This is a genomic window from Enterobacter cloacae (assembly GCF_011078175.1).
Lineage (GTDB): Bacteria > Pseudomonadota > Gammaproteobacteria > Enterobacterales > Enterobacteriaceae > Enterobacter > Enterobacter cloacae_Q.
The window spans coordinates 566,080-579,748 of the sequence record NZ_JAALCJ010000001.1 but is presented as its reverse complement, the minus strand read 5'-3'; the positions used below and the strand labels follow the sequence as shown (position 1 = coordinate 579,748).

At 55.5% G+C, this 13,669-nt stretch carries 12 protein-coding genes; 8 read left to right on the top strand and 4 right to left on the bottom strand.

Annotation, left to right across the window (positions count from 1 at the left end):
* Positions 1-34: 34 nt before the first annotated feature.
* From ruvC to ruvB, 3 genes are all read left to right on the top strand, one after another.
* Positions 35-556 (top strand): crossover junction endodeoxyribonuclease RuvC, encoded by a 522-nt coding sequence (gene ruvC / locus G6Q29_RS02750; RefSeq protein ID WP_165464427.1) that lies wholly within the window; start codon positions 35-37, stop codon positions 554-556.
* A gap of 80 nt (positions 557-636) precedes the next feature.
* A complete protein-coding gene (gene ruvA, locus G6Q29_RS02745) occupies positions 637-1,251 on the top strand; it encodes a Holliday junction branch migration protein RuvA (protein WP_003859751.1) in 615 nt (204 codons plus the stop codon).
* An 8-nt stretch (positions 1,252-1,259) separates the two neighbouring features.
* Positions 1,260-2,270, top strand: coding sequence for a Holliday junction branch migration DNA helicase RuvB (ruvB, locus tag G6Q29_RS02740; protein WP_003859753.1), 1,011 nt, complete (start codon positions 1,260-1,262; stop codon positions 2,268-2,270).
* A gap of 52 nt (positions 2,271-2,322) precedes the next feature.
* On the opposite strand, the gene znuB is transcribed toward ruvB, so the two are convergent.
* The gene (gene znuB / locus G6Q29_RS02735; protein WP_003859755.1) at positions 2,323-3,108 is read right to left on the bottom strand and encodes a zinc ABC transporter permease subunit ZnuB; all 786 of its coding nucleotides are present in this window, start codon (positions 3,106-3,108) and stop codon (positions 2,323-2,325) included.
* Positions 3,105-3,860, bottom strand: coding sequence for a zinc ABC transporter ATP-binding protein ZnuC (gene znuC / locus G6Q29_RS02730; RefSeq protein ID WP_165464426.1), 756 nt, complete (start codon positions 3,858-3,860; stop codon positions 3,105-3,107). The genes znuB and znuC overlap by 4 nt, the downstream gene beginning before the upstream one ends.
* Before the next feature lie 77 nt (positions 3,861-3,937).
* On the opposite strand from znuC, the gene znuA reads away from it, so the two are divergent.
* The 3 genes from znuA (at position 3,938) to lpxM (ending at position 7,306) form a co-directional block, all read left to right on the top strand.
* Positions 3,938-4,882, top strand: a complete 945-nt coding sequence (znuA, locus tag G6Q29_RS02725; protein ID WP_165464425.1) for a zinc ABC transporter substrate-binding protein ZnuA — start codon at positions 3,938-3,940, stop codon at positions 4,880-4,882.
* Positions 4,883-4,897: 15 nt separating this feature from the next.
* Complete coding sequence (mepM, locus tag G6Q29_RS02720) at positions 4,898-6,217, top strand: murein DD-endopeptidase MepM (RefSeq protein ID WP_165464424.1); 1,320 nt, start codon at positions 4,898-4,900, stop codon at positions 6,215-6,217.
* A 117-nt stretch (positions 6,218-6,334) separates the two neighbouring features.
* Positions 6,335-7,306 carry a lauroyl-Kdo(2)-lipid IV(A) myristoyltransferase gene (gene lpxM, locus G6Q29_RS02715; RefSeq protein ID WP_165464423.1) on the top strand — a complete coding sequence of 324 codons (972 nt, stop codon included), beginning with the start codon at positions 6,335-6,337 and terminating at the stop codon, positions 7,304-7,306.
* Between the two features lie 44 nt (positions 7,307-7,350).
* On the opposite strand, the gene pyk is transcribed toward lpxM, so the two are convergent.
* Both pyk and G6Q29_RS02705 read right to left on the bottom strand, forming a co-directional pair.
* Positions 7,351-8,793 (bottom strand): pyruvate kinase, encoded by a 1,443-nt coding sequence (pyk, locus tag G6Q29_RS02710; RefSeq protein WP_003859767.1) that lies wholly within the window; start codon positions 8,791-8,793, stop codon positions 7,351-7,353.
* A 114-nt stretch (positions 8,794-8,907) separates the two neighbouring features.
* Positions 8,908-9,777, bottom strand: coding sequence for a MurR/RpiR family transcriptional regulator (locus G6Q29_RS02705; protein WP_165464639.1), 870 nt, complete (start codon positions 9,775-9,777; stop codon positions 8,908-8,910).
* A 356-nt stretch (positions 9,778-10,133) separates the two neighbouring features.
* Here G6Q29_RS02705 and zwf point away from each other — a divergent pair, with 356 nt between their 5' ends.
* Both zwf and edd read left to right on the top strand, forming a co-directional pair.
* Positions 10,134-11,609 carry a glucose-6-phosphate dehydrogenase gene (gene zwf / locus G6Q29_RS02700; protein ID WP_003859771.1) on the top strand — a complete coding sequence of 492 codons (1,476 nt, stop codon included), beginning with the start codon at positions 10,134-10,136 and terminating at the stop codon, positions 11,607-11,609.
* A 234-nt stretch (positions 11,610-11,843) separates the two neighbouring features.
* Positions 11,844-13,655 carry a phosphogluconate dehydratase gene (gene edd, locus G6Q29_RS02695; protein ID WP_165464422.1) on the top strand — a complete coding sequence of 604 codons (1,812 nt, stop codon included), beginning with the start codon at positions 11,844-11,846 and terminating at the stop codon, positions 13,653-13,655.
* The last annotated feature ends 14 nt before the right edge of the window (positions 13,656-13,669 follow it).

Below are 13,669 nucleotides of genomic sequence, written 5' to 3'. Positions count from 1 at the left end.
TGAGAGCCTGTAAACCGTTTACGGGAGACGCGTGATGTCGATTATTCTCGGGATTGACCCCGGCTCACGCGTCACCGGCTATGGCGTTATCCGTCAGGTGGGACGCCAGCTAACCTACCTCGGCAGCGGCTGTATTCGCACCAAAGTGGACGATTTGCCGTCGCGCCTGAAGCTCATCTATGCGGGCGTGTCGGAGGTCATCACCCAGTTTCAGCCGGACTATTTCGCCATCGAGCAGGTCTTTATGGCGAAAAACGCTGACTCGGCGTTAAAGCTCGGTCAGGCGCGCGGCGTGGCAATTGTTGCCGCCGTCAACCAGGATCTGCCGGTGTTTGAGTATGCGGCCCGTCAGGTTAAGCAGACGGTGGTGGGCATTGGTAGCGCAGAGAAAAGCCAGGTGCAGCACATGGTACGTACCCTGCTGAAGCTTCCTGCGAACCCGCAGGCCGACGCCGCGGATGCGCTGGCCATTGCGATTACCCACTGTCACGTCAGCCAGAATGCGATGCAAATGAGCGAGTCGCGGCTCAATCTGGCGCGAGGCAGGTTACGATAATGACAAATCAGGCTGGATGTTTATCCAGCCTTTTTTTATTATGTCGGCAGTTAATTTCTTCCAGAACGCAGGAGCGTCATGTGATAGGCAGACTCAGAGGCATCATCATTGAAAAACAACCCCCGTTAGTGCTGCTGGAAGTGGGTGGCGTGGGCTATGAAGTCCATATGCCGATGACCTGCTTCTACGAGCTGCCGGAGGCGGGCAAAGAGGCGGTTGTCTTTACCCAGTTTGTGGTGCGTGAAGACGCTCAGCTGCTGTACGGATTCAATAACAAACAGGAACGCACCCTGTTCCGCGAATTGATCAAAACCAACGGCGTCGGGCCGAAGCTGGCGCTGGCGATTTTATCGGGTATGTCAGCGCCACAGTTTGTGAATGCCGTTGAGCGTGAAGATCCGGCTGCGTTAATTAAACTTCCGGGCATCGGGAAGAAAACCGCCGAGCGTTTGATTGTCGAGATGAAGGACCGCTTCAAAGGTCTGCATGGCGATCTGTTCACTCCGGCAGCCGATCTGGTGCTGACTTCCCCGGGCGCGCCTGCATCGGATGATGATGCCGAGCAGGAAGCGGTTGCCGCTCTGGTGGCGCTGGGCTATAAACCTCAGGAGGCCAGCCGGATGGTGAGCAAAATTGCTAAACCGGATGCCAGCAGTGAAACTCTGATTCGTGAAGCGCTGCGCGCTGCATTGTGAGGTAAAGGATGATTGAAGCAGACCGCCTGGTATCGGCAGGCACCATTCAGCCAGATGACGTGGTGGATCGCGCGATCCGTCCCAAACTGCTGGATGAGTATATCGGCCAGCCGCAGGTTCGTTCTCAGATGGAGATTTTCATCCAGGCGGCAAAGCTGCGCGGCGATGCGCTCGATCACCTGCTGATTTTTGGTCCGCCGGGGCTGGGTAAAACCACCCTGGCGAATATCGTCGCCAACGAAATGGGCGTAAACCTGCGTACCACCTCCGGCCCGGTGCTGGAGAAAGCAGGGGACCTGGCGGCGATGCTGACCAACCTCGAACCGCATGACGTGCTGTTTATCGACGAGATCCACCGTCTGTCGCCGGTGGTGGAAGAGGTGCTCTATCCGGCAATGGAGGATTACCAGCTGGATATCATGATCGGTGAAGGCCCGGCCGCGCGCTCGATCAAAATCGATCTGCCGCCGTTTACCCTGATTGGCGCCACAACCCGCGCCGGGTCGCTGACCTCTCCGCTGCGCGACCGTTTTGGCATCGTGCAGCGTCTGGAGTTTTATCAGGTGCCCGACCTTCAGCACATTGTGGGGCGCAGCGCGCGCTACATGGGGCTGGATATGAGCGAAGAGGGGGCGTTTGAAGTGGCGAAGCGCTCCCGCGGTACGCCGCGTATTGCCAACCGTCTGCTGCGCAGGGTGCGTGATTTTGCCGAGGTGAAGCACGACGGCACTATATCGGCCGAGATCGCCGCCCAGGCGCTGGATATGCTGAACGTTGATGCCGAAGGCTTTGACTATATGGATCGTAAGCTGCTGCTCGCGGTGCTGGATAAGTTCTTTGGCGGGCCGGTAGGGCTGGATAACCTGGCGGCTGCGATTGGTGAAGAGCGTGAGACTATCGAAGATGTGCTGGAGCCGTATCTGATCCAGCAGGGCTTCTTACAGCGTACCCCGCGTGGTCGTATGGCGACGGTGCGGGCGTGGAATCATTTCGGCATTACGCCGCCCGCGATGCCGTAGGTAGCGATAAAGTGTAGCCCCGGTAAGCGAAGCGCCACCGGGGACAAGCTGACTACTGCGCGGTCTTTTTCATCATACTGAAAATAAACAGCACCGCCGCGCACAACACCACCGACGGCCCGGCTGGCGTGTCATAAAACGCCGAGAAGGTTAACCCGCCCGTCACCGCAATCATCCCAATAATCACGGCGATACCGGCCATTTGTTCCGGCGTACGCGCAAAACGGCGCGCCGTGGCGGCAGGGATTATCAGCAGCGACGTGATGATCAGCGCGCCAACAAATTTCATCGCTACGCCGATGGTTAACGCCGTCACCAGCATCAACAGCAGCTTCACGCGCTGAAGCTTCACGCCGTCGACAAAGGCCAGATCCGGACTGACGGTCATAGCCAGTAAACTTCGCCACTGCCACAGCAGGATCCCCAGTACCACCGCCACGCCAATGGCAATGGAAATCAGATCTTCGGGCGTGACGGCCAGCAGATCGCCAAACAGGTAGGCCATCAGGTCCACGCGGATGTTTGACATCAGGCTCACCACCACCAGGCCCAGCGACAGGGCGCTGTGCGCCATAATGCCGAGCAGGGTATCAATCGCGAGATGAGGGCGTTTTTCCAGCCAGACCAGACCGGCGGCCAGCAGCAGCGTGACGACAATCACCGCATAAAACGGGTTCACGTCCAGTAACAAACCAAACGCGACACCCAGCAATGAAGCATGGGCCAGCGTATCGCCGAAATAGGACATTCTGCGCCAGACGACAAACGAGCCGAGTGGACCCGCGGCGCAGGCAAGCATAATCCCGGCCAGCCAGCCGGGCAGTAACAGTTCAATCATGAGTGTCCGTTTCCCCGACGCAGGACAATTCGTCCCTGTAAATCATGGCGGTGATTGTGATTATGGCGATAGATACCCAGCTGTTCGGCGCCGCGATGGCCAAACATGGAGATAAACTCCGGGTGCATTGACACCACTTCCGGCGTGCCGGAACAGCAAATATGATGGTTCAGGCACAGCACTTCGTCGGTTTTCGCCATCACCAGATGCAGGTCATGGGACACCATCAGCACCGCGCAGTTAAGCTCCCGACGAAGCTGGTCGATGAGATCGTATAGTGCAACCTGGCCATTGACGTCGACACCCTGCGTCGGTTCGTCCAGCACCAGCAGCTGAGGGCTGCTGAGAAGAGCGCGGGCAAGCAAGACGCGCTGGGTTTCACCGCCCGACAGTTTTTGCAAAGGCGCATCAACAAGATGACCCGCCTGTACGCGTTTCAACGCCGGGAGGATATCTGCCTTACACGTACGAGGGCGCAGGCGCAGGAAGCGGCTCACCGTCAGGGGCAGGGTGGCATCGAGGTGTAATTTTTGCGGCACATAGCCGATACGCAATTTGTCTTCACGGACGATAACCCCTGCATCAGGGGCTACCAGACCTAATACAACGCGCACCAGCGTCGACTTACCTGCACCGTTAGGGCCGAGCAGCGTAAGTATTTTGCCGGGCTTCAGATTCAGCGACACGTCAGAAAGGACGCGGCGTTGACCAAATGAGACCGAAACATTTTCAAGAGAAACTAAAGTCGTCATGTCAATTTAAGCTTGCAGAAGTCATCGAATGTTATAATATCACATTCCACGCATTCATTACGATGATTAGACGCATTATGTTACAGAAAAATACGCTTCTTTTCGCAGCTTTATCTGCTGCACTTTGGGGTACAACCGCACAAGATGTTAACGCCGCCGTAGTCGCTTCGCTTAAACCGCTTGGATTTATCGCTTCTGCCATCGCGGATGGGGTCACTGAGACGCAGGTTTTGCTGCCTGACGGGGCTTCGGAGCATGATTATTCCCTGCGCCCGTCTGACGTAAAACGCTTACAGAACGCGGACTTAGTCGTCTGGATTGGTCCTGAGATGGAAGCTTTCATGCAGAAATCAGCCAGGCAGGTTCCCGCAGAGAAACAGGTGACCATTGCCGCGCTGTCCGGCGTGAAACCGTTGCTCATGAAAGGGTCTGAGAATGAGGGTGACGAACACGACCACGATCATGCTCACGATGAAAAAGGTGACGACCATCACCATCACGGCGAGTACAACATGCATCTCTGGCTTTCCCCAGAGATAGCGCGGCTTACAGCGGTTGCAATCCACGACAAATTAGTGGAACTTATGCCGCAAAGTCGAATCAAACTCGACGCCAACCTGAAGGATTTTGAGGCTCAATTAGCCGCAACCGATAAACAGGTGGGTAACGAGCTCGCACCGCTTAAAGGAAAAGGGTACTTCGTTTTTCATGATGCCTACGGCTATTACGAAAAACATTACGGTTTGACCCCGCTGGGGCATTTTACCGTAAACCCTGAAATTCAGCCTGGTGCGCAGCGTTTACATGAAATCAGAACACAGTTGGTTGAGCAAAAAGCGACATGCGTTTTTGCTGAGCCACAGTTCAGGCCAGCGGTCGTAGAAGCCGTGGCCAGGGGAACATCCGTGCGCATGGGAACCCTTGACCCGCTAGGTACGAACATCCAGTTGAGCAAAGCGAGCTATTCGCAGTTCCTCAGCCAACTGGCGAATCAGTATGCGAGCTGCCTGAAAGGAGATTAACGAGGAAGTGAATACGTGCAACAGATAACCCGCTCTGTCGCCCTGGCATTTAACAATCTGCCTCGACCCCACCGCGTTATGCTGGGGTCGCTTACAGTTCTCACGTTAGCGGTCGCCGTCTGGCGACCCTATGTTTACCACCCGAGTTCTGCCCCTATCATCAAAACTATCGAACTGGAAAAGAGCGAGATCCGCTCACTGCTGCCTGAGGCCAGCGAGCCTATCGATCAGGCCGCTCAGGAAGATGAAGCGATTCCCCAGGATGAACTGGATGACAAGATCCAGAATGAAGCCGGCATTCACGAATATGTCGTTTCTACTGGCGATACGCTGAGCAGCGTCCTGAACCAGTACGGTATCGACATGGGCAACATCAGCCAGCTCGCCGCATCCGACAAAGAGTTACGTAACCTGAAAATCGGTCAGCAGCTTTCCTGGACCTTAACGCCAGACGGCGATTTGCAACGTCTGACCTGGGAGATGTCCCGCCGCGAAACCCGCACCTACGATCGCACTGCAAACGGTTTCAAAATGACCAGTGAAATGCAGCAGGGCGATTGGGTGAACAGCGTCATGAAAGGGACCGTAGGTGGTAGCTTTGTTTCCAGCGCACGCGATGCTGGCCTGACCAGCGCTGAAATCAGTTCAGTAATCAAAGCCATGCAGTGGCAGATGGATTTCCGCAAACTGAAAAAAGGCGATCAGTTCTCTGTCCTGATGTCCCGCGAAATGCTGGACGGTAAGCGCGAACAGAGCCAGCTGGTGGGTGTTCGTTTGCGTTCTGACGGCAAAGACTACTACGCCATTCGCGCAGAAGATGGAAAGTTCTATGACCGTAGCGGTACGGGCCTTGCAAAAGGCTTCCTGCGTTTCCCTACGGCGAAACAGTTCCGCGTCTCCTCCAACTTTAATCCGCGTCGTCTGAACCCGGTAACTGGCCGCGTAGCGCCGCATCGTGGCGTTGACTTTGCCATGCCGCAGGGCACGCCGGTGCTGGCCGTAGGGGATGGTGAAGTGGTCATGGCGAAACGCAGCGGTGCTGCCGGCTATTACGTTGCTATTCGTCACGGTCGTACGTACACCACTCGCTACATGCACCTGCGTAAACTGCTGGTGAAACCGGGCCAGAAAGTGAAACGTGGCGATCGCATCGCGCTGTCCGGTAACACCGGCCGGTCGACGGGTCCGCACCTGCACTACGAAGTATGGATCAACCAGCAGGCGGTTAACCCGCTGACGGCGAAACTGCCGCGTACTGAAGGGCTGACCGGAAAAGATCGCAAAGATTACCTGGCGCAGGTGAAAGAGGTAATGCCGCAGCTGCGCTTCGACTAAGCTCACCTGATTCAGAAAGCCGGCGTCAGTGTGCGCCGGCTTTTTCTTTTGTACGCGGACAGCTGCCTCGCTACACTATCTGAATATATTTTTGCGTCACCAGACCCTGGAACCCGCATGGAAACCAAAAAAAACAATATTGAGTACATTCCTGAGTTTGAAAAATCCTTTCGCCACCCGCGTAATTGGGGCGCCTGGCTTGGCGTATACGCATTTGCTGGCATGGCGTTGCTACCTGCTTCCCTCCGCGATCCGGTGCTTGGCAAAGTGGGACGGCTGGCAGGGCGCTTGGGTAAAAGCGCACGCCGCCGCGCGCAAATAAATCTGTTGTACTGTTTTCCGGATAAAAGCGACGCCGAACGCGAGGCAATCATTGATGACATGTATACCACCGCGCCACAGGCCATGGCGATGATGGCGGAACTGGCGCTGAAGGGGCCAGAGAAGATCGTCGAACGCGTTGACTGGAAAGGGCTGGAGATCATCGACGAGATGCGTCGCAATGATGAAAAGGTGATTTTCCTGGTGCCGCACGGTTGGGGAGTCGACATTCCGGCAATGTTAATGGCGTCGCAGGGCCAGAAAATGGCGGCGATGTTCCATAATCAGGGAAACAAAATCTATGATTTTGTCTGGAATACCGTGCGCCGTCGCTTTGGTGGGCGTTTGCACGCCCGAAATGACGGCATTAAACCTTTCATTCAGTCCGTACGTCAGGGGTATTGGGGATATTATTTACCCGATCAGGATCACGGTCCGGAGCACAGTGAGTTTGTCGATTTCTTTGCGACCTATAAAGCGACGCTCCCCGCGATTGGTCGCCTGATGAAAGTCTGCCGCGCCCGCGTGATCCCACTGTTCCCGGTTTATAACGGTAAAACGCATCGCCTGAGCATTGAGGTACGTCCGCCGATGGACGATCTGCTGACCGCAGACGATCGCACCATTGCGCGCCGTATGAATGAAGAGGTGGAACGGCTGGTAGGGCCGCATAAGGAGCAATATACGTGGATCCTGAAGCTACTTAAAACGCGTAAACCGGGTGAAACAGAGCCGTATAAACGCAAAGAGCTTTATCCAGGGAAATAAAAAAGCCCTCTCCAGATGGAGAGGGCTTTTTAACACAGACGAGATTACTCGACGGTCAATACACGGGTGGTGTTGGTCGAGCCGATGGTGCTCATCACGTCACCCTGCGTCACGATAACGATATCACCGGACACCAGATAACCTTTGTCCCGCAGCAGGTTGACGGCATCGTGCGCGGCGGCCACACCGTCATTGGTACTGTCGAAGTATACTGGCGTCACGCCGCGATACAGCGCCGTCAGGTTCAGCGTACGCTCGTGACGGGACATAGCGAAGATCGGCAGACCGGAGCTGATGCGGGACGTCATCAGCGCGGTACGGCCAGATTCGGTCATGGTGATGATTGCCGTGACCCCTTTCAGGTGGTTGGCTGCGTACATCGCAGACATCGCAATCGCTTCTTCCACATTGTCGAACTGGATATCCAGTCGGTGCTTGGAGACGTTAATGCTTGGGATCTTTTCCGCACCCAGGCAGACGCGCGCCATGGCGGCCACGGTTTCCGCAGGATACTGACCCGCAGCGGTTTCTGCTGACAGCATCACCGCATCGGTACCGTCAAGCACGGCGTTCGCCACGTCCATGACTTCCGCACGGGTTGGCATTGGATTGGTGATCATGGATTCCATCATCTGGGTGGCGGTGATCACCGCGCGGTTCAGCTGACGGGCGCGACGGATGAGCGCTTTCTGAATACCGACCAGTTCAGGGTCGCCAATTTCCACGCCCAGGTCACCACGGGCAACCATCACCACGTCAGATGCCAGGATCACATCGTCCATCGCATCCTGATCGCAGACTGCTTCAGCGCGTTCAACTTTCGCAACGATTTTCGCATCGCAGCCTGCATCGCGCGCCAGGCGGCGAGCATAGTTGAGATCTTCGCCGCAGCGCGGGAAGGAGACGGCCAGATAATCCACGCCGATCTGCGCAGCAGTCACGATATCTGCTTTGTCTTTATCGGTCAGCGCTTCGGCAGACAAGCCACCGCCGAGCTTGTTGATGCCTTTATTGTTGGAGAGCGGGCCGCCGACGGTCACTTCAGTGAACACCTTCATACCCTGCACTTCCAGCACTTTCAGCTGTACGCGTCCATCGTCCAGCAGCAGGATGTCGCCTGGCACAACGTCAGCAGGCAGACCTTTATAGTCGATACCCACTTTCTCTTTATCGCCTTCACCTTTGCTCAGGTTGGCATCCAGCAGGAATTTATCGCCGATGTTGAGGAAGACTTTACCTTCTTTAAAGGTCGATACGCGGATTTTTGGCCCTTGCAGGTCACCGAGGATAGCAACGTGACGGCCCAGCTTAGCTGCGATTTCACGTACTTTATCGGCACGTAATTTATGGTCTTCTGGCGTACCGTGAGAGAAGTTCATACGCACCACGTTGGCACCCGCGGCGATAATCTTTTCGAGGTTATTATCGCGGTCAGTGGCCGGGCCTAAGGTGGTGACGATCTTGGTTCTGCGAAGCCTTCTGGACATGTAATACTCCGTTGACTGAAACAACTTTGGTGTTGCGTGAACATAGAATCGGCCTTCATCTATCGCAAGGCAGTAGCGAGGGGACCGAATGCCGTAAATCGTACATCGTAGTTATTAGGGAACATCGCTCTTTATAAGCAATTCTTTATCAAAACGCGATTCTTTCAGGGCTTCCTTGACCCGCTTCAAGTTATCCCGGAATTTTGCGCCCCGGCGTAAGGTAAAACCGGTCGCCAGCACGTCGATGACCGTCAGCTGCGCCAGGCGGGAGACCATCGGCATATACATGTCGGTGTCCTCCGGTACGTCCAGAGTAATGGCGAGCGTCGCTTCCCGGGCCAGCGGCGTACCTGCTGTCGTCAGGGCGATGACCATCGCATCGTGGTCACGCGCGAGCTGTGCGAGCTCCACCTGGCTCTTGGTACGGCCCGTATGGGAGATGAGTACCACGACATCATCTTCACTACAATTCATACAGCTCATGCGTTGCAGCACAATGTCATCGGAGTAAATCACCGGCACGTTAAAGCGAAAGAACTTATTCATGGCGTCATGCGCCACGGCAGCGGACGAGCCAAGGCCAAAGAAGGCAATCCGTTTGGCCTGCGTGAGAAGGTCGACCGCGCGATTCACTGAATTCATGTCCAGAGACTGACGAACATGGTCCAGCGTAGCCATTGCCGATTCAAATATTTTTGCGGTGTAAGCATCAACGCTGTCGTCTTCATCTACATTGCGATTAACATACGGGGTGCCGTTTGCCAGACTTTGTGCAAGATGCAGTTTAAAATCAGGAAAGCCGCGGGTGTCCAGACTACGACAGAATCGATTGACCGTCGGTTCGCTGACGCCCGATTCCTGTGCCAGAGCGGCGATGCTTGAATGAATCGCCTGAGCGGGCGCGGCGAGAATAACTTCAGCCACTTTACGCTCGGATTTGCTAAGGTGTTCCAGTTGAAACTGGATTTTTTCCAGCATGTTCATTGTTAACAAGACGCTCATGAGGGCATAAACGATTTCATAAAGAGATGAAACCTTGATTCGATTTAGCCGATATTACTCCCGGGACTCCCGAAAGGGTAACCGTCGACAAGAAATGTTGTTGTTTTTTTTCATTACTTGATCGACGTCGGGTTTTGCTTTGCCCCTGTTGCGCAAAGAATCGACGTTTGTTGCGTCATCAGACGGGCGTAATGGCCCGGGCGACGAAAAATCACCGTATCGCACGCGACGTTAAGCGCTAATGGTTTCAGGAAATGCGTAAAAGCAGTACAGTGCATTGTAATAAAATTACAACGATACCTGGCAGAGTACCAGGAGATCTAACTGAGGAGAATGACATGGCGGTAACGCAAACAGCCCAGGCATGTGACCTGGTCATTTTCGGCGCGAAAGGCGACCTTGCACGCCGAAAATTGCTGCCTTCCCTGTATCAGCTCGAAAAAGCGGGCCAGATCCATCCCGATACCCGGATCCTGGGGGTAGGGCGCGCCGACTGGGATAAGGAAGCTTATACCAAAGTCGTGCGCGAGGCGCTCGAAACGTTCATGAAAGAGAAAATCGATGAAAGCCTTTGGGATAAGCTGAGCGGGCGTCTCGATTTCTGCAACCTGGACGTCAACGATGTTGGCGCCTTTACCCGTCTGGGTGAAATGCTTGACCAGGAAAATCGTGTCACCATCAACTATTTCGCCATGCCGCCAAGCACCTTTGGCGCCATCTGCAAAGGTCTGGGTGAAGCGAAGCTGAACGCCAAACCTGCGCGCGTGGTGATGGAAAAACCGCTGGGTACGTCGCTGGCAACCTCGCGTGAAATCAACGACCAGGTGGGCGAGTTCTTTGAGGAGTGTCAGGTTTACCGTATTGACCACTATCTGGGCAAAGAGACGGTGCTGAACCTGCTGGCGCTGCGTTTTGCCAACTCCCTGTTTGTGAACAACTGGGACAACCGTACTATCGACCACGTGGAAATTACCGTGGCGGAAGAGGTGGGTATCGAAGGCCGCTGGGGCTACTTCGACCAGGCCGGCCAGATGCGTGACATGATCCAGAACCACCTGCTGCAAATTCTGTGCATGATTGCCATGTCTCCCCCGTCAGATCTGACGGCCGACAGCATTCGTGATGCCAAAGTGAAAGTGCTGAAATCACTGCGCCGTATCGACCGCTCCAACGTGCGTGAGAAAACCGTGCGCGGCCAGTACACCGCAGGTTTTGCTCAGGGGAAAAAAGTTCCAGGCTATCTGGAAGAAGAGGGCGCAAACAAGTCCAGCAACACCGAGACGTTTGTGGCGATCCGCGTGGATATCGATGACTGGCGCTGGGCCGGTGTGCCGTTCTACCTGCGTACCGGTAAACGTCTGCCAGCAAAATGCTCCGAAGTGGTGGTCTACTTCAAAAATCCGGAACTGAACTTGTTCAAAGAATCCTGGCAGGAACTGCCGCAGAACAAACTGACCATCCGTCTGCAACCGGACGAGGGCGTGGATATTCAGATCCTGAACAAAGTGCCGGGTCTCGATCACAAACACAACCTGCAAACCACCAAGCTCGACCTGAGCTACTCTGAAACCTTCAACCAGACGCACCTGGCCGATGCTTACGAGCGTCTGCTGCTGGAAACCATGCGCGGTATCCAGGCCCTGTTTGTCCGCCGCGATGAAGTGGAAGAGGCGTGGAAGTGGGTCGACTCAATCACCGAAGCGTGGGCAGCCGATCAGGACGCACCAAAACCGTATCAGGCGGGAACATGGGGACCTGTCGCCTCCGTTGCGATGATTACCCGTGATGGCCGCTCCTGGAATGAGTTTGAATAATCCCCGCTCTCTAGCCCAAAGGTGTTATTTTACCGGTAACATGATCTAACACAGCAAGTGGCATAATTTTTATCTTTTAAGCTCCGCGTGGATTCACCCGCGGAGCTTTTTTTATTACACTCCCCTCAGATATTTTGCCCCTGCGCTCCGGATACCAGGCGTTTCAGCGTTGTTAACAACCGTCAGAAACTGTGTAAACTCCCGAGCCTGGACAGATAAATTAGAGGAGCTTTTATGAATCCGACATTGTTACGCGTAACACAACGCATCGTTGAACGCTCGAAAGAGACCCGTGCTGCCTACCTTGCCCGCATCGAACAGGCGAAGAGTGAAACGGTCCATCGCTCACAGCTGGCCTGCGGGAATCTGGCCCACGGCTTTGCGGCCTGCCAGCCTGGTGATAAAGACGCGCTGAAAAGCATGTTGCGTAACAATATCGCCATCATTACCTCCTATAACGATATGCTTTCAGCCCACCAGCCGTATGAGGTCTACCCGTCTGTCATCCGCAATGCGCTGCACAGCGTGAACGCGGTGGGCCAGGTTGCAGGCGGCGTGCCGGCCATGTGTGATGGCGTAACCCAGGGTCAGGACGGTATGGAGCTGTCGCTGTTGAGCCGCGAAGTGATCGCCATGTCGGCGGCAGTAGGCCTCTCTCACAATATGTTTGATGGCGCGCTCTATCTGGGCGTGTGCGACAAAATCGTCCCGGGGCTGGTGATGGCCGCGCTGTCCTTTGGCCATCTGCCAGCGATTTTTGTGCCGTCAGGCCCGATGGCAAGCGGTCTGCCGAATAAAGAAAAAGTCCGTATCCGCCAGCTGTATGCCGAAGGAAAAGCGGACCGTCAGGCACTGCTGGAAGCGGAAGCCGCGTCTTATCACGCGCCGGGCACCTGTACGTTCTACGGTACGGCCAACACCAACCAGATGGTGGTAGAATTTATGGGGATGCAGCTCCCGGGATCGTCGTTCATCCAGCCGGATGCGCCACTGCGTAAAGCGCTGACCGAAGCCGCAGCCCGTCAGGTGACGCGCCTGACCGGTAACGGCAACGAGTGGATGCCTATGGGCAAAATGGTGGATGAAAAAGTCATCGTCAACGGGATCGTCGCCCTGCTGGCGACCGGCGGTTCAACTAACCACACCATGCACCTGGTCGCAATGGCGCGCGCGGCGGGCATTCTGATTAACTGGGATGACTTCTCCGATATCTCCTCCGTGGTACCGCTGATGGCGCGTCTGTATCCGAACGGTCCGGCGGACATCAACCACTTCCAGGCCGCGGGCGGCGTGCCGGTGCTGATGCGCGAGCTGCTGAAAGGCGGCCTGCTGCATGAGGATGTCAACACGGTGGCGGGCTTTGGCCTGCATCGCTATACCCTTGAACCCTGGCTGAACAACGGTGAGCTGGACTGGCGCGAAGGGGCGAGCGACTCGCTCGACCCGCAGGTTATCGCCACCTTCGAACAGCCGTTCTCTCCTCACGGCGGCACCAAAGTGCTGAGCGGTAACCTTGGACGTGCCGTGATGAAAACCTCTGCCGTGCCGGAAGAGAATCAGATTATCGAAGCCCCGGCGGTGGTGTTTGAAAGCCAGCACGACGTTTTACCTGCCTTTGACGCGGGTCTGCTTGATAAAGACTGCGTGGTCGTAGTGCGTCATCAGGGACCAAAAGCGAACGGGATGCCAGAATTACATAAACTTATGCCGCCGCTTGGTGTATTATTGGACCGCCGTTTCAAAATTGCGCTGGTGACCGATGGACGCCTCTCGGGGGCATCCGGTAAAGTGCCTTCAGCGATTCATGTCACCCCGGAAGCCTACGACGGCGGCCTGCTGGCGAAAGTCCGTGATGGAGACATGATCCGCGTGAACGGTCAGACAGGCGAGTTAACCCTGCTGGTGGACGAAGCAGAGCTGGCGGCGCGTCAGCCACATATTCCTGACCTGAGCGCATCGCGCGTGGGTACCGGACGCGAAATGTTTGGTGCGTTGCGTGAGAAACTCTCCGGTGCGGAGCAGGGCGCAACCTGTATTACGTTTTAAGACGACTTGATTTT